This is a genomic window from Mesorhizobium sp. BH1-1-4, from assembly GCF_020165665.1.
Lineage (GTDB): Bacteria > Pseudomonadota > Alphaproteobacteria > Rhizobiales > Rhizobiaceae > Mesorhizobium.
In genome coordinates this window covers 145,299-169,528 of sequence record NZ_JAIUIN010000011.1, presented here as the reverse complement: position 1 = coordinate 169,528, position 24,230 = coordinate 145,299, and the positions used below count along the sequence as shown (strand labels likewise).

The following is a 24,230-nucleotide window of genomic DNA, read 5'->3' as shown; positions in this document are numbered from 1 at the left end:
TAGATCGTATTTGCGCCGCCTGGAGCTCTCAAATCTTGCCCCCAAAAATCGTTGGCGAAGCCTTGCCCAACAGCTTCGAGTTCGAAACCGCGGCGCTGATCAAGGCATCCGGTTTTCGCGAATATGATGCGCGCTGGTGGTTCGGCCATCCCGGGTCGGCGGTGCCGCCGGAACTCAACCTGATCGGCGTCCAGGCGCTTGGCATGGGCCTCGGCACGCTGATCCGGCGTCTCGGCGCCGGACCCGACATCGTTACCGGGCATGATTTCCGGTCCTATTCGCTTGGCATCAAGCTGGCGCTGGTGTCCGGACTGATGGCGGCCGGCGCACGGGTGAAGGACATCGGCTTGGCGCTGTCCCCGATGGCCTATTTCGCCCAGTTCGCGCTGGAGACGCAGTCGGTCGCCATGGTCACCGCCTCGCACAACGAGAATGGCTGGACCGGGGTCAAGATGGGCGCGGCGCGGCCGCTGACCTTCGGGCCCGAGGAGATGAGCGCGCTGAAGGCGATCGTGCTCGCCGGCGATTTCGATCTTACAGGCGGCGGATCCTATGAATTCGTCCGCGATTTTCGCGCCACCTATCTCGATGACCTGACCGAGGGCAAACGCGTCATGCGAAAGCTCAAAGTGGTCGTCGCCTGCGGCAATGGCACTGCTGGTGCTTTTGCCCCGGAAGCCTTGCGGCGCATCGGCTGCGACGTGGTCCCGCTCGATGTCGAACTCGACCACACCTTCCCGCGCTACAATCCCAACCCGGAAGACATGCGGATGCTGCACGCCATCAGGGACAAGGTTCTGGAGACAGGGGCCAATGTCGGCCTGGGCTTCGATGGCGACGGCGACCGCTGCGGCGTCGTCGACAATGAAGGCAACGAGATCTTTGCCGACAAGGTCGGCGTCATGCTCGCGCGGGATATTTCTCGGCTGCATCCGGGGTCGACCTTCGTCGTCGACGTCAAGTCGACTGGACTGTTCAACACCGATGCGGTGCTGCGCGCCAATGGCGCCGTTACCGACTATTGGAAAACAGGCCATTCCTACATCAAGCGCCGCGTTGCCGAACTCGGCGCGGTCGCCGGCTTCGAAAAATCCGGGCACTTCTTCTTCAATCCGCCGATCGGGCGCGGTTATGACGACGGGTTGGTCACGGCAATCGCCATCTGCCAGATGCTGGACCGCAGTCCAGGCCGTTCGATGGCCGATCTCTACCGCGCCCTGCCGCTCACCTTCGGCACTCCCACCATGTCGCCGCATTGCCCCGACGATTTGAAATACGGCGTCGTCGAAAGGGTGGTCGCCGATTTTCAGGCGATGCAGCGCGAAAGCGTGGAGTTCGCCGGCCAAAAAATCGCCGCGCTCGTCACCGTGAACGGCGTCCGCGTCGTTGCCGAGGACGGCACCTGGGGTTTGGTTCGCGCCTCGTCCAACAAGCCGGAACTTGTCGTGGTGGTGGAGAGCCCGGTATCGTCCAACCGGCGTCGGCAGATGTTCGAGGCCGTCGACGCCGTGTTGCGCCGCAGCCCGGAGGTCGGCGCCTACAACCAGACTTTTTGACGGGATATCCATGAGCCAGCGGATCGTCAGTTTTGTCATGAGCGGCGGCGTCGGCTCGCGGCTGTGGCCGCTATCGCGCGAGGACAATCCCAAGCAGTTCCACGATCTGTCGGGTGACGGCTCGATGCTGGCCAAGACCTTGCGCCGCCTGGCGGCCAGACCTGCTGGCGAGACGCCGATCTTCCTGATCGCTTCGGAGCGTCACGCCGAGCGTGTCCATGCCGACCTGGCCGGTCTCGATCTTGCCGGCGGCGGCCCGCTGTTCGAGCCCGCGGGACGCAACACCGCCGCAGCCGTCGCACTGGCGACGCTGCGCACCCTGTCGGAATTCGGCGACAGCCTAGTGCTGGTGGTGCCTTCCGACCATGAAATAGCGACGGCGGGGCAATTCTGGCAAAGTATCGAAGCGGGATCGCAGGCGGCGCGCGCCGGCCGCCTGGTGGTGTTCGGCATCAAGCCGACCCAGCCCGAAACCGGTTACGGCTATATCGAGGTCTCGGCCGAGAAGGACGGGGTATCAGACGTTTCGCGCTTCGTCGAGAAGCCCGACCTCGAGACGGCAAATGATTATCTCAAGGCGGGAAATTTCTATTGGAACACCGGCATCTTCCTGTTTCGGGCCGGCGCCATGCGCGACGCGTTCGCTGCGTTCCAGCCCGATATCTGGCGCACGACCGAAGCGGCCTACAAGGCGGCGACATCGGATCTCTCCGGCCTCTATATGCCGCTGGATCTCTACACGGCCATCCCGTCGAACTCGATCGACTACGCCATCATGGAACGGGCAAAAGACATAGCCATGGTGCCGGCCGGTTTCCGCTGGAATGATCTCGGCTCCTGGCAATCGCTCCTCGATGTCGGTCCCGCCGACGACCAGGGCAATGTCGTCGTCGGCGATGTCGTCGCCATCGATTGCGAGAATTCCTATATCCGCAGCGACGGCCGCCTGCTGTCGGCGATCGGCATGAAGGACGTTGCCATCGTCTCGACGGCGGATGCCACTTTCGTTGCCCCGGTCAGCCACAGCCAGCACGTCAAGAAAATCGTCGAACAGCTCGAAAAATCCGGACGGCTGGAAACCCGATTCACGCCGGCGCATGACCGCGTCATCGAAAGCGGCGCCTGGCGGCGGCGTGTGCATCACTGGCTATTCCAGGAGACCTTGCCGCTGTGGTCGACATCAGGCGTGGATGAGCGCAATGGCGGCTTCCATGAGGTGCTGGGTTTCGACACCAAGCCGCTCGTGAAACCCAAGCGCATGCGCACCCAGGCCAGGCAGGTCTATGCTTTCGCGGTGGCCAAGGCGCGCGGCTGGACCGGCCCGGCCGACCGACTGATCGCGCATGGCATCGACTTCATGGCGGGGCAGGGCCGCACCGAACGGGGCGGTTGGGTGCGCACGCTGAATGTCGACGGTTCCGTCGCCGACCCGGTCGAGGACGCCTACGATCATTCCTGCATTCTGCTGGCGTTGGCGCATGCGCACATGTCGGGCAATCCCGACGCCTTGCGGCTCGGCGAAGAGACTTTCGCCTTCCTCGATGCGCATCTGGAGGACAGCCGCTTGACCGGCTTCCTCGAAACGTCGGACGGGGCGGGCGAGCGGCGCTCCAACCCGCACATGCATCTGCTAGAAGCTTTTTTGGCCTGGCACCAGGCGACCGGCGAGCGGGCGCATCTGCGTCGCGCGGCACGCATCATCGATCTCTTCCGCAGCCATTTCTTCGACCCTGACAGCTGGACGCTCGGCGAGTATTTCGATGCCGAATGGAAACCGGTCCTGGGGGAGAAGGGGAACTGGACCGAACCCGGCCACCATTTCGAATGGGCTTCGCTGCTGGTCGATTTCGCCGGTCGCAGCGGCCAGGCCGAGCTCAGCGTCTTTGCCCGAAAACTCTATGCCTCGGCCATCGCCAATGGCCTCAACCGCGCCACCGGCCTTGCCTACGGGGCCGTGTCACGGCAGGGCCTGCCGCTCGACCTTATATCGCGCAGCTGGCCTCAGGCCGAAGCGCTCAAGGCGGCGATCGCGCTCGACGGCTCCGGCGGCCCTGATCTCAAGCCGGAGATCGAGGCCCGCGTCGGCCGGCTGTTCCGCTGGCACATCGACCCGGCGCCACTGGGTCTGTGGATCGACCGCATCGACGAGCGCGGCCGCTCGCTGGCATCGGACGTGCCGGCGAGCATCTTCTACCACCTCGTCTGCGCGCTGACCCAGTATCTGGACGGGACGGCGGACAAGTAGGCAGGATCAGTACGGACTGGCGACGTCCCCGGTCTCGACGTAGACCGACTTCAGCTGCGAATAGAGCGCCAGCGCGGCCAGCGAGTTCTCGCGGCCGATGCCGGACTGCTTGACGCCGCCGAAGGGGATCTCCACAGGCGTCAGATTGTAGGCGTTGATCCAGCAGGTTCCGGCCTGCAGCTCGGCAATGACGCGGTGGGCGCGAGGCAGGTCGCGCGTGAACACGCCCGCGGCAAGACCGAACTCGGTGTCGTTGGCGCGATCTATCACCTCGTCCTCGCCGTTGAATTTCAGCACGCTCATGACCGGACCGAAAATCTCCTCGCGAGCGATGCGCATCGTATCGGTGACGCCGGTGAACACCGTCGGCTCGACGAAAAAGCCGCCCTGGAAGCCTTGCAGCGACGGCACATTGCCGCCACAGGCGAGCGTGGCTCCATCCTGCTTGCCGGCCTCGATATAGCCGACGACCTTGTCTTGCTGCGCCTTGTTGACCAGTGGGCCCATCTGCGTTTCCGGGTCGAGCGGATCGCCGATGCGGATTTTCTTGGTTCGCTCGATCAGCCGCTCGACAAAGCGGTCGTGAATGCCGCTCTGGACGAAGACGCGCGTGCCGTTGGAACAGATCTGGCCGCTCGAATAGAAATTGCCGAGCATGGCGCCGCCAATGGCATTTTCGAGATCGGCATCGTCGAAGACGATCAGCGGCGACTTGCCGCCGAGTTCCATCGTTGCGTGCTTCATCCTGGAGCCGGCGAGCGACAGCACCTTGCGCCCGGTCGGCACAGAGCCGGTCACCGAGACCTTGGCGACGACATCATGCCCGACAAGCCCCGCGCCGACATCGCCATAGCCCTGCACGACGTTGAACAGCCCGTCGGGCAGGCCGGCCTCCGAGTAGATCTCCGCCAGGGCCAGCGCCGAAAGCGGCGTGTTTTCCGATGGCTTGAACACCATGGCGTTGCCCATGGCGAGCGCCGGCGCCGATTTCCAGCCGGCGATCTGGATCGGATAGTTCCAGGCGCCGATGCCGACGCAGACGCCAAGCGCCTCGCGGCGCGTATAGGCGAAGGGTCCGCCGAGGTCGACCGCTTCGCCATTGAAGACGGCGACCGCGCCGGCGAAATATTCGAGGCAATCGGCGGCGGAAGGCGCGTCAGCCACCAGCGTCTCCTGGATCGCCTTGCCGGTGTCCAGCGTCTCGATGCGGGCAAGGTCGGCGTTGCGGGCGCGCAAGATGTCGGCGGCTCGGCGCAGGATGCGGCCGCGCTCGACCGGCTTCAGCCGCGCCCAGGCCGGCTGTGCGGCGCGTGCGGCCTCGATGGCGAGTTCCAGCACGTTCGGCGTCGCCGAACGCAGCATGGCGATAGTCTCGCCGGTCGCCGGATAGATCACCGGCAGCGGCGCGCCGCCTTCGTCCTCGATATAGCGTCCGTTGACATAGTGCGAAGCCGTGGGCTGGGCGCGCATCGGGAAGTCTCCAAATCATTTCGCCCCCGCGCGTCAGCTATTGGTGCGCGGCTGTCGGGCGGCTCGCTTATCGGCGGATCATGGCCTATCTGTCAGACGCCTGCCAGCGCGGATTGATCCACGGTTCCTGGTTGGACGGCGCGAGCGGCGTGCGGCCAAGGATGTGATCGGAGGCTTTCTCGCCGGTCATGATCGATGGTGCATTGAGGTTGCCGTTGGTCACGCGCGGGAAGATCGAGGAGTCGGCGACCCGCAATCCGTCGACGCCGATGACCCGGCACTCCGGATCGACCACGCTTGATTGATCATCGACATGGCCCATCCGGCAGGTGCCGCACGGATGGTAGGCGCTCTCTGCATGGTCGCGGATGAAGACGTCGAGATCGTCATCCGACTGGACATGGCGGCCCGGCGAGAGCTCCTCTCCACGATAGGCATCGAAGGCCGACTGGCCGAAGATTTCGCGGGTCAGCCGGATGCAGTGGCGGAACTCCGCCCAGTCGTCAGGATGCGACATGTAGTTGAAGCGGATGACCGGCTTCGCTTTCGGGTCCGGCGAGCGCAGCGTCACCGAGCCGCGCGACTTCGAGCGCATCGGCCCGACATGCGCCTGGAACCCATGCGACTTGGCCGCCGCCTTGCCGTCATAACGCACCGCCGCCGGGATGAAGTGGTACTGGATATCGGGATAGTCGACGCCTGCCTGCGAGCGCACGAAGGCGGCCGCCTCGAAATGATTGGTGGCGCCCAGGCCCGATTTGAAGAACAGCCATTGCGCCCCGATCAGCGCCTTGGAGAACGGGTTCAGCACTGAATTCAGGGTGATAGGCTTGGTCGATTCCTGCTGGATGTAGAGCTCCAGATGGTCCTGCAGGTTGCCGCCGACGCCGGGCCGGTCGGCCACGACGGCAATGCCGTTTTCGCGCAAATGCCCGGCCGGGCCGATGCCAGACAGCATCAAAATCTTGGGCGAATTGATCGACGATGCCGCGACGATGACTTCACGTCGCGCCTTAACGACCTGAATCTGCTTGTGAGCTTCGATCTCGACGCCGATGGCGCGTTGATTCTCGATGATCACCCGGCGTGCGAAGCCTTTGACCAGACTCACGTTTTTGCGCCTGAGCGCCGGCTTCAGATAGGCTGATGCCGCCGACCAGCGGCGGCCGCCCAGAATGGTCTGCTCCATCGGGCCGAAGCCTTCCTGCTTGGCGCCATTGTAGTCGTCGGTCAGTTCAAACCCTGCCTGCCGGCCCGCTTCGACGAAGGCGCCATAGAGCGGATTGCGGCGCGAGCCGCGCTGCACATGCAGCGGGCCGCCATGCCCGCGCCAGCCGTCCTCGCCGCCGTCCGAATCCTCCATCCGCTTGAAGTAGGGCAGCACGTCGGCGAAGCCCCAGCCGGCCGCGCCCTGTTCGGCCCAATGATCGAAGTCGCGGGCATGGCCGCGCACATAGACCATGCCATTGATCGAGGACGAGCCGCCGATTACCTTGCCGCGCGGCGTCGCCAGCACGCGGCCGCCCAGATGCGGCTCCGGCTCGCTGGCGAATCCCCAGTCGTAGAGGCTCATGTTGAGCGGGATCGACAGCGCCGACGGCATCTGGATCAGCGGCCCCATGTCTGTGCCGCCGAACTCGATGACGATGACCGAATGCTTGCCGTCCTCGGACAGCCGATAGGCCATGGCCGAACCGGCGGAGCCCGAGCCGATGATGACGAAATCCGCTTCAAGCATCGTTCATATGCGCCATAAAATCGGCGAGCGAGACATTGCCGCCGGTTGCCACCACAAGGACGGTCTTGTCCCTGACATCCACCTTGCCGCCGAGCAGTGCAGCCAGCGACGCCGCGCCCGAAGGCTCCAGCACCAGCTTCATCCGCTCGAAGGCGATCTTCATTGCCCGCCGCACCGATTGATCGTCTACGGTGATGCCGCGCACGCCGGCGGTCTTGACGGCGGCGAAGGGCGCATCACCGGGACGGCGCGACATCAGCCCGTCGCAGATCGACTTCGGGCCGATCGGCATGGTCTCGATCGAGCCATGCGCCAGCGACGAACCCATGCCGTTGAACCCTTCGGGCTCGACGCCGATGATCTCGGTGGCGGGCGACAGATAATGGAAGGCCAGCGAAACGCCGCCGATCAATCCACCACCGCCGACCGAGCAGAACAAGAGATCGGCGCTGGCGTCCTTTGCCGACAACTGATCGAGCGCCTCGAGTCCGGCGCCCGCCTGGCCGGCGACGATCTCGGGATCGTCGAACGGATGCAGCAAGGCCAGCCCTTCGGTTTCCGCGATTTCGCGCGCCTTGGCGGCTGCTACCTCTTCACGCGCGCGGTCGCCATGATCGGTCAGCACGACGCGGGCGCCGTAGCCTGATGTCGCATCACGTTTGGCGGCCGGTGCGTCGATCGGCATGACGATAGTGACTGGAATGCCGAGCGCCTGGCCGGCGGCCGCCAGCCCTTGCGCGAAATTGCCGGAGGAATAGGCCACGACACCCTTGCGTGCCTCGTCGGCCGAAAGCCGCTTCAGCCGCCAATAGGCGCCGCGAACCTTGAAGGATCCGGCCCATTGCAGCGATTCCGGCTTGATGAAGACCCGGGCCGCGCCGGTTTCCCTGGCCAGCGCCGCCGATTCCAGCAGCGGCGTGATCTGCGTCGCCATGGAGGTGACGGCATAGGCCTGTTTGAGAAGGTCGAGTGTGGGAACGAGAAGGTCTGTCATCATTCGCCTCGCGGATACCTTTTGCTCTCTTCGAGATTGTCGAGGTTCATGTGATTGCGCATGTACCGCTCGGACGCCTTCTGCAGCGGCTGGAAATCCCAGGGGTAATAGGCGCCGTTGCGCAGCGCCGGGTAGATTACCCAGCGGCGTGCCTGGCTCTCGCGCACGGCGGCGTCGAAACCGGCCATGTCCCAACGCGCCCTGACCTTACCCGTGAACGCGGCCACCAACGCCGCATTGGCGGGGCCGTCGGCCAGATTTTTCCGCTCCAGCGGATCGGCTTCGAGATCGAACAATTGCGGCGGATCGAGTTCGCAATGGACGAATTTGTAGCGGCCCTCGCGGATTGCCACCAAAGGCGCATAGGACCCTTCGGCGGCATACTCGATCAGCACCGGTGCCGTGCGCTGCCCGCCATGGGTCAGCGGCAGCAGCGACTGCCCGTCGGTCCAAGGCGCGATCGCCCCGATGTCCATGCCGGCAAGGTCGCAAAGCGTTGGCGCCACGTCGAGATTGGAGACCGGCGCCTCGATCAGCCCGGCATGAATACCCTTGCCGGCAATCATCAACGGCACCCGCGCCGACCCTTCGAAGAAGCTCATCTTGAACCACAGGCCCCGCTCGCCCAGCATGTCGCCGTGATCCGAGCAGAACAGGATGATCGTATCGTCGAGCATGCGCGTTCGCGTCAGAACATCCAGCAGCTCGCCGAGCTTGTCGTCGACATAGGAGATGTTGGCGAAATAGCCGCGCCGCGAACGGCGCACCTGCTCGGGCGTGATCTGGAAGGAGGGATAGTCGCTGGCATGGTACAGCCGCTGCGAATGCGGATCCTGATCGTCATGCGCGATGAACCCGGTTTCCGGGTCCAGCGCCTGGCAATGCTCGTAGAGATCCCAATATTGCTTGCGCGCGACATAGGGATCGTGCGGGTGCGACAGCGAGACGGTGAGGCACCATGGCTGATGGCTGGCATCGTCCTGTTCGCGCGAAAGCTGATAGAGTTTTTGAGACGCGAGGAACACGACCTCGTCGTCATACTCCATCTGGTTGGTGGTCTCGGCGACACCGGCTCCGGTCACCGAACCCAGATTGTGATACCACCACTCGATGCGCTCTCCGGGTTTGCGGTAGTCCGGCGTCCAGCCGAAATCCGCCGGATAGATGTCGGTGGTCAGCCGCTCCTCGAAACCGTGCAACTGGTCCGGTCCGACGAAATGCATCTTGCCCGATAGGCAGGTGTAGTAGCCGGCGGCACGCAAATGATGGGCGAAGGTCGGGATCGACGAGGCAAATTCGGCCGCATTGTCGTAGACACCGGTGCGCGACGGCAACTGGCCGCTCATGAACGAGGCGCGGCCCGGTGCGCAGAGCGGCGAGGCGGTGTAATTGTTGGCGAAGCGCGCCGAACGCGCGGCCAGCGCTTTCAGATGCGGCGTGTGCAGAAATTCCGCCGGCCCATCCGGGAAAAAGGTCCCGTTGAGCTGGTCGACCATGACGATCAGGAAATTGGGTCGCTTCGCTGTCACTGTTTGTGCCGTCCGCTCGTGCATGTCGCCCAAAAGTGCGCCGCGGTTTTGGGACAACGACATGCATAAAAAGAGAGACTTAAAGCGCGTCTCATTGCCGTGCTTTAAGTTTGGTTTCGAGATAGTCCTCGACCAACGCGATCGCGGTCGCGGCGTCGGGCACGCCATCCTTCAGCGCGCGCCTGATATAGAGGCCGTCGATCATTGCCGCCGTCGCTTCCGCGGCGCGGTCGGCTTCGGTCCTGGGCAGGATACCGATCAAGCCGCTCATCAGGTTCGAATGCAGCCGCCTTGCGTAGATTCTGAGCAGCCGCCGCAGCGAGGACGATTGCTGCGCTTCGACATAGAAAGCGAGCCATGCGGCGATGGTCTCCGCCTGGAACTGCATGTCGGAAAAATTGACGGCGACCACGGCCGAGACGCGTTCGCGCGCGGTCCCGGCGGAACGCAATGCCTGCCGCATGTCGACAGTCAGTTCGGTCAGGATGTGCCGCATCGTCGCGAACAGCAGCTCGTCCTTGGCGCCGAAATAGTGATGGGCAAGCGCCGATGACACACCGGCGCGTCCGGCGATCTCGGACATGGTCACGTCGAGCGAGCCGCGCTCGCCGATCGCCGAGATCGTCGCGTCGATGAGCGCCTTGCGGCGCAACGGCTCCATTCCGACTTTAGGCATGTTGTTCCCGATTTTGCGGGAGATTATTTTTTATTGACGCGTCAATCAATAAAAAATCGATGCCGACGCGACCTGCACCAAGCGATTGTTGGGTTGCGGCCCTTCACGGTCCGGGCAAGAATGTTTATATTTGAACAATAAAGGCGAAGTGCGCTGCGAGCCACGGGCAAAGGCTGGCGCCAAGGATGGAGACCGCCATGACAGCATGCATCGTTGGCTGGGCGCATTCGCGCTTCGGCAAGCTCGAGGGCGAGACGCTCGAAAATCTGATCGTCAAGGTGGCGACGGACGCGCTCGATCATGCCGGCATCGGCCCGGACGAAGTCGACGAGATCGTGCTTGGCCATTTCAACGCCGGTTTTTCGGCGCAGGATTTCACCGCGAGCCTGGTGCTCCAGGCCGATGACCGGCTGCGCTTCAAGCCGGCGACGCGCGTCGAGAACGCTTGCGCCACCGGTTCGGCGGCCGTCCGGCAGGGCATTCGCGCCATCGATGCAAACGCTGCCCGCATCGTGCTGGTGGTCGGTGCCGAGCAGATGACGACGACGCCAGGACCCGAAATCGGCAAGAACCTGCTCAAGGCGTCCTATCTGCCCGAGGACGGCGAGACGCCGGCCGGCTTTGCAGGCGTCTTCGGCAAGATCGCGCAGGCCTATTTCCAACGCTATGGCGACCAGTCGGACGCGCTCGCCATGATCGCCGCCAAGAACCACAAGAACGGCGTCGACAATCCCTATGCGCAGATGCGCAAGGATTTCGGCTATGAATTCTGCCGGCAGGAGAGCGAGAAAAACCCCTTCGTCGCCGGTCCGCTGAAGCGCACCGACTGCTCGCTGGTTTCAGACGGCGCGGCAGCCCTTATCCTTGCCGACACGGCCACAGCCCTGAAGATGCGCCGCGCCGTAGCCTTCCGCGCCAACGAACATGTGCAGGATTTCCTGCCGATGTCGAAGCGCGACATCCTGGCCTTCGAAGGCTGCGAGCAGGCTTGGACCCGCGCTTTGAAGAATGCCGGCGTGACGCTCGACGATCTCTCCTTCGTCGAGACGCATGATTGCTTCACCATCGCCGAATTGATCGAATATGAGGCGATGGGGCTGGCCAAGCCCGGTGAGGGCGCCAAGCTGGCGTTGGATGGCACAACGGCAAAAGACGGCCGCCTGCCAGTCAATCCCTCCGGTGGTCTGAAGGCCAAGGGCCATCCGATCGGCGCCACCGGCGTCTCCATGCATGTCCTGACCGCCATGCAGCTTGTCGGTGAAGCCGGCGGCATCCAGGTGCCGGGCGCGAAACTGGGCGGCATCTTCAACATGGGCGGCGCGGCCGTCGCCAACTACGTTTCCATTCTTGATCGGATCAGGTAAACCGCCCCGGCATTCACGGGAGGTGAGATGGCCAATCCGGTTCTGATCGAAGTCTTGCGCGGCGCGATTGTCGAGAGCGCCCATCGCGGCGCCGTCGCCATCTTCGATGCCGACGGCAAGCCGGTCCTGGAGATCGGCGACACCTCCAGGCCGGTGTTTCCGCGCTCGGCGGTCAAGGCCATCCAGGCCCTGCCGCTGGTCGAAACGGGTGCCGCCGATGCCTATGGCTTCGGCAACCGCGAACTGGCGCTGGCCTGTGCCTCTCACTCCGGCGAGCCTGCGCATGTCGACCTGGCGCGGTCCATGCTGGCCAGGGCCGGGCTGGACGGGTCGGCGCTCGAATGCGGCACCCACTGGCCCTCGGACCATGACGCCGAGATCGCGCTAGCGCGTGCCGGCGGCTTGCCGAACGCGTTGCACAACAATTGTTCCGGCAAACATTCCGGCTTCCTCTGCACCTGCGTCCATTCCGGCATCGGGCATCGCGGCTACGTCAAGCCTGGGCACGCCTTGCAGGAAATGGTGCGCGACGCCATGCAGTCAGTCACCGGCGCTGTCCACGGCGCCGACGAACGCGCGACCGATGGCTGCTCGATCCCGACCTATGCGGTGCCGCTCAGGAGCTTTGCCCTCGGCTTTGCCCGCATGGCGACGACAAACGGGTTTGGCCCGGAGCGGGCGAAGGCCGCGAAGCGGCTGCTTTCGGCCTGCATGGCGGAGCCGTTCTTCGTCGCGGGCACCGGCCGTGCGGACCTGTTGCTGATGGAAGCCGCTCCCGGACGGATTTTTGCCAAAGGCGGAGCCGAGGGTGTCCATTGTGCCGCAATTCCCGAACTCGGCCTTGGTATAGCGGTCAAATGCGATGATGGTGCCGGGCGCGCCGGCGATGCAATCGCCGCCGCCGTCCTCGCCAGGCTGTTGCGGACGGACGAAACCCTGGCCGCGAAACTGCTTGAACTGGCGAACGCGCCCATCGAAAGCCGGAATGGCGCCAAGGTCGGGGCGCTGAGGCCGACGCCGGCCTTGAATTGAAGGTGGCAATCAGCTGACGCGGTTGCGCTCGACGGTCAGGTGCGCGTAACCGCTGCTGCTGGTCTGGGTGAGATCCGCTGTGACCGGCTCGGCCCAGCGCTGGCCGACGACCGCCCCGTTCAACGCGCCGTCGATGACATTGTCGGAGATGACGGCGGTGCCGGCACCCTCGACCACGCTTACGACGATGCCGGTGCCTGCCTTGCGAATGATGTTTCCCGTGGCCACGACATTGCGCAGATATGGCCCCCAGCCGATCGACATGCCGTAGAGTGGCGCGTTCTCGATGACATTGTTGGACGCGACGGTATCGGCTTCGACGGCGATGCCGACGCCGAAACCGGGCGGGTCCGCAGTGTAGGGGCCTGATGTCGACAGATTGCGCACGATATTGCCCGAGCAGACACCCATGCGCCCGCCTTCGTTGAAGTTGACGATCGAGATGCCGTTGGCCGCGCCGTCCACGATGTTGTTGGCGATGACGGCGCCCTCGAAGGAGAATTCGGAATAGACCGCCGTTTCGCCCGAGCGTGAGCAGGTATTGCTCGATATCTGCAGATTGCTGGAACTGTTGGCGCGGATCGCCGAGAAGGCGCAGTCCGAAACCACGTTGCCCGAGATGACGACATTGCCGGCGCGGAAGGCATTGATGCCGTTGCCATTCTGGCCTGTACCGCCGCTGCGCGCGCCAATGCGTTCGACGCGGTTGCCGCTGACCATGGTGCCGTCTTCCGCTGCTTGCCAGCGGTGCACGAGGATGCCGCCATTCGCGCAATCGGAGACAGTATTGCCTGATATCGCCAGCCCTCCGGCTTCGACCGAATAAATACCGGCGTCCGCCGCCCCGGATATGTCCGAACGCTCGATCCGGCCCGCCGCGTGTTCCAGCGCCAGCCCGTTCTTGCCGCTGCCTGTGATCTGGCAGTTATCCACCACGAGATGCGCGACCCGGCGCAGATCGAGCAGCCCTTGCGCGTAGTCGCCCATCGGGCGGTTCGCGCCGTCGAACACCAGCCCGCTGAGCTCGATATGGTCGGCCTGTTCGGCCATGAACAGATGGCCGTCGCCGCCATAGACGATCCGTGTGGCGCCCGGCACGCCGGAAAGACGCACGCGGCCGGGCAGCGCGAGATTGGACACCACATAGGTTCCGGGCGGCAGGAAGACCGGCATGTCGCGGCCGTTCGCGTCGCGCAGCAGCTTGGCGAAGGCCTTGCTCTGGTCGTCAAACGTACCGGGCTGCACGCCGAGTTCCGCGGCATTGATCGAGCCGCGCATCGAGGCTTTCTCGATGCCGGTCAGGCTGGCGGCCGCCGCCTTGCCGAGCGCGAGGCCCATGACGGCAAAGCCGGCGGTTTGCGTCAGCAGCGTTCGTCTGTTCAGCATCGGCACACAATCCCAGTGTTCAGCCCTGGCATCGCAGGAATCATGCCAGACCTCGGGCAGCTCGGAGGCGACGGCTTGCCGAGCAGGCACTCGGCGCCTAAGTTCAAGGAATGAGCAGAGCTTTCACCCGCGAGGAAGACAGCGAAAACGCCATCGCCGGCGTTGGCGAGCGGCCGATCAGCACGCACCGCAATCTGGTGACCGAGCACGGTCTGGCGCAGATCGAGGACAATCTGGCCGATTTGCGCGATATCCTGGCGAAGGCGGAGCGGAAGGCCGACCGCGAGCGCATCGCGGTCGTGTCGCGCGACCTGCGCTACTGGACGGCACGGCGCGAGAACGCCGAGCTTTCCGTGCCGGAACCCGGCAGCGATGTCGTCCGCTTCGGCATGGGTGTCACGCTGGAAAGTGACGACGGCAGGAAGGTGCACTGGAAGATCGTCGGCGAGGACGAAGCCGATCCGGCCAAGGGCAGTATCTCGCATGTCTCGCCGATGGCGGTCGCGCTGTTCGGCAAGAAGGTTGGCGACGTGGCCAGCGTCAACGGCAAGGAATGGGAAATCGTCAAGCTCTCTGATGGCTGACGCAAGCTACGTCCCGTCTACTTGGCCATCCTTCGCAAAGCGGCCTCATACTGGTCCATGACATCACGAGCAGCGCGCATCTGCCGTTCGACGTCGTCACTTCTCACCGGTCTAGAATGACGCCGTCATCGGTTTCGATGATCTGGAATTGATCGCCTACTCGCATGTTCAGGTTGTCCAGCATTTCCTGAGGCAAGGTCACTACACCTGATCCGTCGTTGAGCTTACGGACAATAGTCTTCACCGCCGTTACCCTTGGTTGCGTTCGTCACTGTGACACAACCTTGCTGGCGCTACAATGTTTCGCTCAACGCGCCAGCAGCCGATCCAGCAGCCGCTCCGCCGCTTCAGGGATGACCGTCCCCGGCGGGAAAATCTCCACCGCTCCAGCCTTCAGCACCGCATCATAGTCCTGCGGCGGGATGACGCCGCCGGCCACGATCAGCATGTCGCCGCGGCCGAGCTTCTTCAGCGCGTCGCGCAATTCGGGGATCAGCGTCAGGTGGCCCGCTGCCAGCGATGAGGCGCCGATGATGTGGACGTCGTGCTGGATCGCCAACCTGGCGATCTCTTCCGGTGTCTGGAACATGGCGCCGACGGTGACGTCGAAGCCGAGATCGGCGAAGGCCGTCGCGATCACCTTCTGCCCGCGGTCGTGGCCGTCCTGTCCCATCTTGGCCACGAGAATACGCGGCTTGCCGCCGTTTCTCTTTTCGAAGGCATCGAGCTTGTCCCGCAGCCGGTCGACCACCGGATTGTCGCCGAGCGCCTTGCGGTAGACACCGGAAATGGTCTGCACCGTGGCCACATGGCGGCCATAGGCTTTTTCCAAGGCGAACGAGATTTCGCCGACAGTGGCATTGGCGCGCGCGGCGCGGATGGCGAACTCCAGCAGATTGTCCTCGCCCTGCGCGGCTTGGGTCAGCGCGTCGAGGGCGCTTTCGACGGCGGCGACGTCGCGCGTGCCTTTCAGCCGTTGCAGCTTCGACAGTTGCCGGGCCCTGACCTCTGCATTGTCGATCTTCAGCACGTCGACCTCGATGTCGTTCTCGGGGCGATGCGCATTGACGCCGACCAGCATCTGCTCGCCGGAATCGATGCGCGCCTGCGTGCGGGCCGCTGCTTCCTCGATGCGCAGTTTGGGTATGCCCTTTTCGATCGCCGCCGCCATGCCGCCGAGCGCCTCGACCTCCTCGATATGGGCAAGCGCACGCGCCGCCAGGTCATGTGTCAGCCGCTCGAGATAGGCCGAACCGCCCCACGGATCGATGATGCGCGTGGTGCCGGACTCTTTTTGCAGGATGAGCTGCGTGTTGCGGGCGATGCGCGCCGAATGGTCGGTCGGCAGCGCCATGGCTTCATCGAAGGAGTTGGTGTGCAGCGACTGCGTATGGCCTTGGGTCGCCGCCATCGCCTCGATCATGGTGCGGATGATGTTGTTGTAGGGGTCCTGCGCCGTCAGCGACCAGCCGGACGTCTGGCAATGGGTGCGCAGCGACAGCGAGCGCTCGTCCTTCGGCGCGAAATTCTTTTTCATCAGCGTCGCCCACAACAGGCGCGCGGCCCTGAGCTTGGCCACCTCCATGAAGAAGTTCATGCCGACCGCCCAGAAGAAGGACAGGCGCGGTGCGAAACGGTCGATGTCGAGCCCCGCCGCGACGCCGGCCCGGGCATATTCGATACCATCGGCGATCGTATAGGCGAGCTCCAGATCGGCGGTCGCGCCGGCTTCCTGCATGTGATAGCCGGAGATCGAGATCGAGTTGAACTTCGGCATGTTCTTCGAGGTGTAGGAAAAGATGTCCGAAACGATCCGCATCGAGGGCTTCGGCGGATAGATGTAGGTGTTGCGGACCATGAACTCCTTCAGAATGTCGTTCTGGATGGTCCCCGCCAGATCCTTCTGCGCGACGCCTTGCTCTTCGGCCGCGACGATGTAGAGCGCCATGATCGGCAACACCGCGCCGTTCATCGTCATCGACACCGTCATCTCGCCGAGCGGAATGCCGTCGAACAACTGCCGCATGTCGAGAATGGAATCGATGGCCACGCCCGCCATGCCGACATCGCCGGCGACGCGTGGATGGTCCGAGTCATAGCCGCGATGGGTGGCGAGATCGAAGGCGACCGACAGGCCCTTCTGGCCGGCGGCAAGGTTGCGCCGGTAGAACGCATTGGACTCTTCGGCGGTCGAAAAGCCGGCATATTGCCGGATCGTCCAGGGTTGCTGGACATACATGGTCGGGTAGGGGCCGCGCACGAAGGGCGGCAGGCCCGGATAGGTGTCGAGATGCGGCAATCCCTTGAGGTCGCCTTGATTGTAGAGATGCTTGACGACGAGGCCTTCCGGCGTCGTCCGCTGTCCCTTGACTTCGACCGGTGCGCGGCGCGGTGGCACCCAGCCGATCTGACTGAAATCCGGAATCAAGAAGCGGCCCCGATGGATTGATCGATGCGGACCGGCGACAGCGGCTCGCACAGGACGACGCCCTCGGTGAAGGCAGGCCGCTTCTCCGCGTCCAGCGTCTCGACCGGACGCTCGCTTTCCAAGGAGTAAAGCGTGGCGCCGACAATGGCCCGCTCGCCTGACTTGAAGGCAATGCCGCGCTGGGCGGCGGCAGTGCGGACGCGCTGCTGGATATGTCCGCCCCGGAGGCTGGAAAGCACGCCGCCTTCCGCCTCGATCGCCTGCAATTCCGCCCACGCGGCTTCGCAAAGGTCCGAGGTCAGCGCTTCGACGGCGCCGGAGCCATAGGCGGGATCGACGACATGATCGACATGGCTTTCATTGGCCATGATCAGTTGCGCGTTGCGCGCGACGCGGCGGGCAAAAGCCGCCGGCAGGCCGTGCGCGATCGTATGCGGCAGGATTGAGATCGAATCGGCGCCTCCCGCCGCCGCGGCGAAGCAGCCGATCGTCGTGCGCAGGATGTTGGTTTCGGGGTCCGCGGCCGTCATCATGCGAAATGATGTCTCGGCATGGATGTTGGCCGTGGAATTGGGGATCGAGCAGGTCTCCTGCACACGCGCCCAGAGCCTGCGGAGGGCCCGTACCTTGGCCATCGACAGGAACTGGTCCTGGTCGACGCTGAGCGCGAAGCCGATATGCGGCGCGGCATAGACCAGCGGTTGCCGCGCCTTCTCGAACATTCTCAGATACGAGACCGCCGAAGCCAGCATGATGCCGAGTTCCTGCGCTTCGGTGGCGCCGGCATTGTGAAAGACGCGACCGTCCGCCTCCAGAAGCACGCCGGGCACGCCCATCGAGAAGAAATGTGCCAGCGATTGCGGCATCGATTCCTGCAGCGCCTCGATCGACATGCGCAGCCGGCCAGTGCCGGCCAGAATCGCCGCCGGATCGATGCCGAAGGAGAGGTTGAGCTTCGCCGGATCGGACCGGCGCTTGCTCAGGAACGCCACCAGCCAGTCCGCCATGGGCCGGCTCCAGGGGTGGGTATCGATGCGGATCTGGACCCGGTTGAGCGGCACACCATCCAGCACCGTCTCCAATGCTTGCGCCGTCCTCGGCAGGCCGTAGCCGAAGGCGTTCGGAGCACCTTCGAAGACAAGCGACAGCCCTGTCGCGCCTTGCGCGATGTCTTCCAGGACCTGGCTCTTGGCGCGGTCGACATCGGGGTCGTCAACGCGCTGGCTGACGATCCATGGCGATTGGGCATTGGCGCGCACGATCGGTTCGGCTCCCGTCGCGCGGTCGTAGAGCGGCTCGACGCGGATGTTGTCGTCGGTGTGCGAGACCAGCTTTTCCTCGAAGGATGCGCCGGCCAACGCCTTCTCCGCCAGGGCCAGCCATCGCTGGCGCTCGGCATTGGTTGGCTCAACATCCCTGGTCAAGGCTCCGGCGCCCATTCATCTTCCTCGTTTATGCAACCGCACCAGCCCGGGGCAGTTCAGTCTACGGTCCCGGTTCGGTTATCGCAATGCACGTCCCGGGTCTGAATTCGATCCACCTGATATTCGACCCTCCTGATATAGGTCGGCTTGCGTGGACGACCATGAACGATTGCCAAACACCATCGAAATTCGCAAGTTCCAAAAATCCGATTTCGGCGATCGGCGCCGATTGGATGATTGGCCCCGCTTTGGACAATTGTCATTGTCGCTGTGCGACAGCCTCACTATACCTTCGGACAAAGGCTGGCTTTGGACACATCAGTTTGCGGAGACCCGACATATGGCTGACGACACCAGTATTTTCATCGGCGCCAGCCGCAAGCCCGACGACAGCTATCAGCGGGCCGAAAACCTGCTGCTGCAATACGGCAATCGCCACGGTCTGGTGACCGGCGCCACCGGTACCGGCAAGACCGTCAGCTTGCAGATCCTGGCGGAGGGATTTTCCAACGCCGGCGTGCCGGTCTTCTGCGCCGACATCAAGGGCGACCTTTCCGGCATCGCCATGATGGGCACCGCGCAGGATTTCCTGGTCAAGCGGGCAGAACAGGTGAAGCTCGACCCTTACGACTTCCAGGAGTTCCCGGTCATCTTCTGGGATCTGTTCGGCGAGCAGGGCCACCCCATCCGCGCGACCATTTCGGAAATGGGGCCGCTGCTCTTGTCGCGGCTGATGAACCTGACCGACGCGCAGGAAGGCATCATGAACATTGCCTTCCGCATCGCCGACGAGGAAGGGCTGCTGCTGCTCGACATGAAAGACCTGCAGGCGCTGCTCGCCAACATCGCCGAGCGTGCCGAAGAGATCAGCGCCCGTTACGGCAACGTCACCAAGCCATCGGTGGGGGCCATTCAGCGCACCTTGCTGGTGCTGGAACAGCAGGGGGCGACAAACTTCTTCGGCGAGCCGGCATTGCGCATTGCCGACATCATGCGCACGACCCGCGACGGCCGCGGCGCCATCAGCGTATTGGCCGCAGACAAGCTGATGATGAATCCGCGCCTCTACGCGACGTTCCTGCTCTGGTTGATGTCGGAGCTGTTCGAGGAACTGCCCGAGGTCGGCGATCCCGACAAACCGAAGCTGGTCTTCTTCTTCGACGAGGCCCACCTCTTGTTCGACGAAGCGCCGAAGGTGCTGATCGACAGGGTCGAGCAGGTGGTCCGCCTGATCCGGTCCAAGGGCGTTGGCGTCTATTTCGTCACGCAGAACCCCTTGGATATTCCCGAGAAGGTCCTGGCCCAACTCGGCAACCGCGTGCAGCACGCGTTGCGCGCCTATACGCCGCGCGAGCAGCAGGCGGTGAGGACGGCGGCCGAAACCTTCCGGCCCAATCCGGATTTCGACTGCGCCACCGCCATCACCCAGCTCGCCACCGGCGAAGCGCTGGTCTCGACGCTGGAGGCCAAGGGCATTCCGTCCATGGTCCAGCGCACGCTGATCCGCCCGCCGTCTTCGCGGCTCGGGCCCATAACCCCCGCCGAACGGCAGAAGCTGATCGGGGAAAGCCCTGTTATCGGCCAGTACGACCAGGTCATCGATCGCGAATCGGCTTTCGAGATGTTGCAGAAGAAGGCCAAGGAGGCGCAGGACGCCGAAGCGCAGGCACAGCAGGCCGGCAGCGGCGGCTCGCGCTGGACCATTCCCGGCTTCGGCAATGACGATCCAGCACCGCAGTCCGGTGGCCGCCGGGCTCCGGCGCCACGCCCCTCCAATCGCCAGACGGTGGCGGAAGCCGCGATCAAATCGGTGGTGCGCTCGGTCGGCTCGTCGGTCGGGCGCGCGATCGTGCGCGGCATCCTGGGCAGCCTCTCGCGCGGACGTTGAGCAGCGGCCGGACGCGGGGACTGCTCCGAAGCATAATCGCGTCTTCGACGGCCGGATCGGTGAAGCACAGCCCTGTCAATCTCAAACTCGCAAAACCAAAGTCGAATGGCTGTGCCTACATCGAGGTCTGATATGCCCGACACTTTTACCCTTGCGGCCTGCGCCGAGATGCTGTGGCGCGACAGGCCGATGGAGTTCCGCGTCAAGCGCCTGACCGAAATGGGTTTTCAGGTCGGCCTCTGGAACTGGCCAGATCACGATCTTGCGATGCTGGAAAGATCCGGCGCCACCTTCTCGATCATGAATGGCTATCTCCGCGGCCGGCTCGCCGATGACGAGGGTGCCGCCGAACTCTTGAGGACGGCGAAGGAGACGGCGGCCGTCGGCAAGCGCCTCGGCGTCGCCCGGCTTAATCTGCACGGAACGGGCCTGGGCGAGGGCGGTCTGCCGGTCACGCCGTGCGAGACCGTTACCGGCGCGATGTGGCTCAAGGCACGCGACACGCTGAACCGCGTCGCCGACCTCGCCGAGGCGGAGGGCGTGACTTTCACGCTGGAGAATTTGAATCTGCCGGTCGATCATCCCGGCGTGCCGTTCGGGCGCGCCGAGGATACGCTGGCACTGGTATCGAGCGTGAACCGGCCGGGCCTGCGCCTCAATCTCGACCTGTACCATGCGCAGATCGGCGAGGGGAACCTGATCGAGCTCTGCCGCGCCTGCCTGCCCTGGATCGGCGAGGTGCAGGTGGCGGACGTGCCCGGACGCCTGGAGCCCGGCACCGGCGAGATCAACTATAGCGGCATTGCCCGTGCGTTGAAGGATATGGGCTACCGGGGACCGGTCGCCATGGAGGCGTTCGCCTCCGGCGATCCCGAAGCAGCGCTTCAGGCCTTCCGCGATGCTTTCACCACCTGAGGAAACAGCAACAGTCCCCAGGAACGCCATCCGGCTATCGTTGCCGACAGCCACGCGATGAAAGCGTGCGGAAAAAACTTAGTGGCGGCCGATGCGGCCGGCGTCGACACGCTGCCGATCGAAGGCCGCTTCTTCTCACCAATGGATGCGCGGAGCGTCAAATGCATGTCGCTCAAAAGTGACCTCGGTCTTGGGAAGACGACATGCATAAAATCAAAGGCTTTAATGTTCACCGCGCCAGATCCGGTCAATGACGTCGAAGGCCAGGGCGACATTGGGATCGGATCGCCGCGCGAACAAGCAGGCAAAACCCAGGCTGGTTTCCAGCTTGACCCTGTCCGCGATAACCAGGCCGTTCGCCTGTCGTTCGTTGAGCGCGATCGATTCGCGGCAGAGGCTCAGCCCAAGCCCGGTCCGAACCATCGCCAGCATCGAGGTTTCCTGATCGACGAGGGCGACGATATTCTGCTTGATGCCGCCCAATTGCCTCGCAAGCAGCCTGTTGTGGACCGATGCCGGCGGAGTGCCGATCCATGGAAGCTCGGCAAGCTCCTTCCAGTCCCGTCCCGCCACCATGCCGGCAAAGCCGGGCGGCGCCACGACGCGATACGTCATGCTGGACAAGCGCTTGATGAAGAACTGGGCCTCGGGTTCCGTATCCGCGGCATCGGTGCTTGTGCCGAAGTCGTCGAGATCGCCGAGAAAGAAGCCGACATCCAGTTCGTTTCGCTTCAGCCGGATGGCGACCTCGCCACTCATGCCTTGCCGAAGTTCCGTGTCGATGCCCGGGCCGCTTTCGGCGAGAGCCTGCAAAAACGCGCCCAGGCGGGTGAATTCGGGGTCGATGATCGTGCCGATCCTGAGTCTGCCGCGTAGCTTCGTGCCGAGATGCCTAGCGGTCTGCCTGAACTCGGCTGCCTGGGCCAGCACCTGCTGGCCCTTCGCCGCGAGCAACGCACCATCGCGCGTCAATTCAAGTCCGCTCGCGGTCCGATGGAACAATGCCACGCCGACTTGCTGGGAAAGCCGTTTAAGTTGAAGGCTGACGGCAGGCTGGGTGAGATGCAGCAATTCGGCCGCCTTGGTAACGTTGCCTTCCTGAGCCACGGTGACAAACGCTTTGACCAACCTGATATCCAGATGATCCATATAAATTCTCGTTATGATGGTCTCTGCCATTTATCATTGGATTCGATGAATTTACAGACGCATTTTGACAACAGGTAGAGTTTCAAGCCGGCGACGATGACGAGAATTATAAGAATTTGTCCGCTTCTGGCATTGCATCTCGCGGAGGATTGACTGGAATGAAGGCGCGGGGCGCTCGCTCGGATACTGAAGATTTCGACTACGTAGTGGTCGGAGCCGGATCGGCGGGATGCCTGCTTGCCAGCCGTCTCAGCAGCGATCCCGCCAGGCGGGTTCTGTTGATCGAGGCTGGCCGGAATGACACTTACCCCTGGATTCACATACCGGTGGGTTATCTCTACTGCATTGGCAATCCGCGTACCGATTGGCTTTACAACACCGAGCCCGAGGCGGGTCTCAACGGTCGCTCCTTGCGCTATCCCCGGGGCAAGGTTCTGGGCGGCTGCTCCTCGATCAATGGCATGATCTACATGCGCGGCCAGTCTCGCGACTACGATCAGTGGGCGGCAATCACCGGCGACGGGGAGTGGTCATGGCAAAACGCCCTGCCGGACTTCATGGCGCATGAGGATCACTATCGCCTCGACAACGGCGCCGACCCAGTCACCGGCGACAACAGCCGGTTTTCCGACATGCATGGCCATGGCGGCGAGTGGCGCATCGAAAAGCAGCGTCTCAAATGGGACATTCTCGAATCCTTCACCGATGCCGCTGTCCAGGCGGGCATCCCCCGATCCTTGGATTTCAACAGCGGCGACAACGAAGGTGTCGGCTACTTCGAGGTCAATCAGAAATCCGGCTGGCGGTGGAACACGTCGAAAGCCTTTTTGCGACCGGTCCGCCATCGCCGCAACCTGGTGATCTGGACGCAAGCCGAAGTTGACAGGCTGTGCATCGAAACCGGGCCGGATGGTCGCAAGCGCTGCACCGGCTTGTTCCTCCGCCGCCGCGACCAGCAGATATCGGTCCAAGCGAAATGTGAGGTCATTCTGTCGGCGGGGGCGATTGGCTCTCCACGGATATTGCAACTCTCGGGCATCGGCCCGGCGGCAGTTCTCGGAGGTGCCGGTATCGATGTCGAGCTTGATCTCCCAGGCGTTGGAGAAAATCTGCAGGATCACCTGCAGATCCGCGCCGTCTTCAAGGTCACCAATGCCAGAACACTCAACACGCTCGCCAACAGCATTGCCGGCAAGGCGATGATCGGGCTGGAATACGCCTTGAAGCGTACCGGACCGATGAGCATGTCGCCATCGCAACTCGGCGCGTTCACGCGCTCCGATCCCGGCCAGGCGCATGCCAATCTCGAATATCATGTTCAGCCGCTCAGTCTCGACGCGTTCGGCGAACCTCTGCACACCATACCGGCCTTCACCGCCAGCGTCTGCAACCTCAACCCAACCAGTCGCGGCAGCGTGCGGGTCCGCTCCGCGCAACGCGGGCAAGCGCCGGCCATCGCGCCCAATTATTTGAGCACCGAGAAAGATCGCAAGATTGCCGCCGACAGCATCAGGCAGATCCGGTCGATCGTCGGCCAGCCGGCGCTTGCAAGATACAATCCCGTCGAATGGAAGCCCGGCGTCGAATTCCAGAGCGATGAAGATCTCGCCAAGCTCGCGGGCGACATCGCGAACACCATCTTCCATCCCGTGGGGACCGCCAGGATGGGCCGCGACGATGACGCGATGGCCGTGCTCGACAGCCGGTTGCGCGTCCGCGGCATCGAGGGCTTGCGCGTCGTCGACGCCAGCGTGATGCCGACGATCACCAGCGGCAACACCAGCGCCCCGACGATGATGATCGCCGAAAAGGCGGCGCGCTGGATCATCAACGACGCGCGATGACACAGACA

Annotated in this window: 19 protein-coding genes; 8 read left to right on the top strand and 11 right to left on the bottom strand. The window is 63.7% G+C overall.

The annotated features are described in order from the left end of the window. Positions 1–35 precede the first annotated feature (35 nt). On the top strand, positions 36–1,556 hold the full coding sequence (locus LB569_RS20090; RefSeq protein WP_224693805.1) for a phosphomannomutase/phosphoglucomutase: 1,521 nt from the start codon (positions 36–38) through the stop codon (positions 1,554–1,556). A gap of 10 nt (positions 1,557–1,566) precedes the next feature. After that, positions 1,567–3,801: a mannose-1-phosphate guanylyltransferase/mannose-6-phosphate isomerase gene (locus LB569_RS20085; protein WP_224693804.1), complete on the top strand. Its 2,235-nt coding sequence runs from the start codon at positions 1,567–1,569 to the stop codon at positions 3,799–3,801. A 6-nt stretch (positions 3,802–3,807) separates the two neighbouring features. Here the strand turns inward: LB569_RS20085 and betB are convergent, their stop codons facing one another. The 5 genes from betB to betI all read right to left on the bottom strand — a co-directional run bounded on the left by betB (position 3,808) and on the right by betI (position 10,208). Beyond that, positions 3,808–5,271: a betaine-aldehyde dehydrogenase gene (betB, locus tag LB569_RS20080; RefSeq protein WP_224693803.1), complete on the bottom strand. Its 1,464-nt coding sequence runs from the start codon at positions 5,269–5,271 to the stop codon at positions 3,808–3,810. 85 nt (positions 5,272–5,356) lie between these two features. Continuing rightward, complete coding sequence (betA, locus tag LB569_RS20075; protein ID WP_224693802.1) at positions 5,357–7,009, bottom strand: choline dehydrogenase; 1,653 nt, start codon at positions 7,007–7,009, stop codon at positions 5,357–5,359. Next, positions 7,002–8,003 (bottom strand): threonine/serine dehydratase, encoded by a 1,002-nt coding sequence (locus tag LB569_RS20070; protein ID WP_411970240.1) that lies wholly within the window; start codon positions 8,001–8,003, stop codon positions 7,002–7,004. Before LB569_RS20070 ends, betA begins: the two co-directional genes overlap by 8 nt. Continuing rightward, positions 8,003–9,532: a choline-sulfatase gene (gene betC, locus LB569_RS20065; RefSeq protein WP_224693800.1), complete on the bottom strand. Its 1,530-nt coding sequence runs from the start codon at positions 9,530–9,532 to the stop codon at positions 8,003–8,005. The genes LB569_RS20070 and betC overlap by 1 nt, the downstream gene beginning before the upstream one ends. A gap of 91 nt (positions 9,533–9,623) precedes the next feature. Next, the gene (betI, locus tag LB569_RS20060) at positions 9,624–10,208 is read right to left on the bottom strand and encodes a choline-responsive transcriptional repressor BetI (protein WP_224693799.1); all 585 of its coding nucleotides are present in this window, start codon (positions 10,206–10,208) and stop codon (positions 9,624–9,626) included. A gap of 197 nt (positions 10,209–10,405) precedes the next feature. Between betI and LB569_RS20055 the strand changes: the two genes are divergently transcribed. Both LB569_RS20055 and LB569_RS20050 read left to right on the top strand, forming a co-directional pair. Next, entirely contained in the window at positions 10,406–11,572 is a 1,167-nt protein-coding gene (locus tag LB569_RS20055) for an acetyl-CoA acetyltransferase (RefSeq protein ID WP_095791453.1), read from the top strand. A 27-nt stretch (positions 11,573–11,599) separates the two neighbouring features. Continuing rightward, a complete protein-coding gene (locus LB569_RS20050; protein WP_224693798.1) occupies positions 11,600–12,604 on the top strand; it encodes an asparaginase in 1,005 nt (334 codons plus the stop codon). A 9-nt stretch (positions 12,605–12,613) separates the two neighbouring features. Here the strand turns inward: LB569_RS20050 and LB569_RS20045 are convergent, their stop codons facing one another. After that, positions 12,614–13,990: a TIGR03808 family TAT-translocated repetitive protein gene (locus LB569_RS20045; RefSeq protein WP_224693797.1), complete on the bottom strand. Its 1,377-nt coding sequence runs from the start codon at positions 13,988–13,990 to the stop codon at positions 12,614–12,616. Between the two features lie 110 nt (positions 13,991–14,100). Between LB569_RS20045 and greA the strand changes: the two genes are divergently transcribed. After that, positions 14,101–14,574, top strand: a complete 474-nt coding sequence (gene greA / locus LB569_RS20040) for a transcription elongation factor GreA (RefSeq protein WP_224693796.1) — start codon at positions 14,101–14,103, stop codon at positions 14,572–14,574. A 103-nt stretch (positions 14,575–14,677) separates the two neighbouring features. Here greA and LB569_RS20035 read toward each other — a convergent pair whose 3' ends face one another. The 3 genes from LB569_RS20035 to LB569_RS20025 form a co-directional block, all read right to left on the bottom strand. Further along, positions 14,678–14,818 carry an AbrB/MazE/SpoVT family DNA-binding domain-containing protein gene (locus LB569_RS20035; RefSeq protein WP_224693795.1) on the bottom strand — a complete coding sequence of 47 codons (141 nt, stop codon included), beginning with the start codon at positions 14,816–14,818 and terminating at the stop codon, positions 14,678–14,680. Between the two features lie 63 nt (positions 14,819–14,881). Further along, positions 14,882–17,002 carry a methylmalonyl-CoA mutase gene (scpA, locus tag LB569_RS20030; protein ID WP_224693794.1) on the bottom strand — a complete coding sequence of 707 codons (2,121 nt, stop codon included), beginning with the start codon at positions 17,000–17,002 and terminating at the stop codon, positions 14,882–14,884. After that, positions 16,999–18,441, bottom strand: a complete 1,443-nt coding sequence (locus LB569_RS20025) for a methylmalonyl-CoA mutase subunit beta (protein WP_224693793.1) — start codon at positions 18,439–18,441, stop codon at positions 16,999–17,001. Before LB569_RS20025 ends, scpA begins: the two co-directional genes overlap by 4 nt. Positions 18,442–18,766: 325 nt before the next feature. Here LB569_RS20025 and LB569_RS20020 point away from each other — a divergent pair, with 325 nt between their 5' ends. Together LB569_RS20020 and LB569_RS20015 are read left to right on the top strand one after the other, a co-directional pair. Beyond that, positions 18,767–20,314 carry a helicase HerA-like C-terminal domain-containing protein gene (locus tag LB569_RS20020; protein WP_224693792.1) on the top strand — a complete coding sequence of 516 codons (1,548 nt, stop codon included), beginning with the start codon at positions 18,767–18,769 and terminating at the stop codon, positions 20,312–20,314. A 132-nt stretch (positions 20,315–20,446) separates the two neighbouring features. Continuing rightward, positions 20,447–21,229, top strand: a complete 783-nt coding sequence (locus LB569_RS20015; protein WP_140709789.1) for a hydroxypyruvate isomerase family protein — start codon at positions 20,447–20,449, stop codon at positions 21,227–21,229. Here the strand turns inward: LB569_RS20015 and LB569_RS20010 are convergent. Together LB569_RS20010 and LB569_RS20005 are read right to left on the bottom strand one after the other, a co-directional pair. After that, the gene (locus LB569_RS20010; protein WP_224693791.1) at positions 21,199–21,462 is read right to left on the bottom strand and encodes a hypothetical protein; all 264 of its coding nucleotides are present in this window, start codon (positions 21,460–21,462) and stop codon (positions 21,199–21,201) included. The genes LB569_RS20015 and LB569_RS20010 overlap by 31 nt on opposite strands. Continuing rightward, positions 21,452–22,378 (bottom strand): LysR family transcriptional regulator, encoded by a 927-nt coding sequence (locus tag LB569_RS20005; RefSeq protein ID WP_224693790.1) that lies wholly within the window; start codon positions 22,376–22,378, stop codon positions 21,452–21,454. The genes LB569_RS20010 and LB569_RS20005 overlap by 11 nt, the downstream gene beginning before the upstream one ends. A 158-nt stretch (positions 22,379–22,536) precedes the next feature. Here LB569_RS20005 and LB569_RS20000 point away from each other — a divergent pair, with 158 nt between their 5' ends. Further along, entirely contained in the window at positions 22,537–24,222 is a 1,686-nt protein-coding gene (locus LB569_RS20000) for a GMC family oxidoreductase (protein WP_224693789.1), read from the top strand. Positions 24,223–24,230 lie beyond the last annotated feature (8 nt).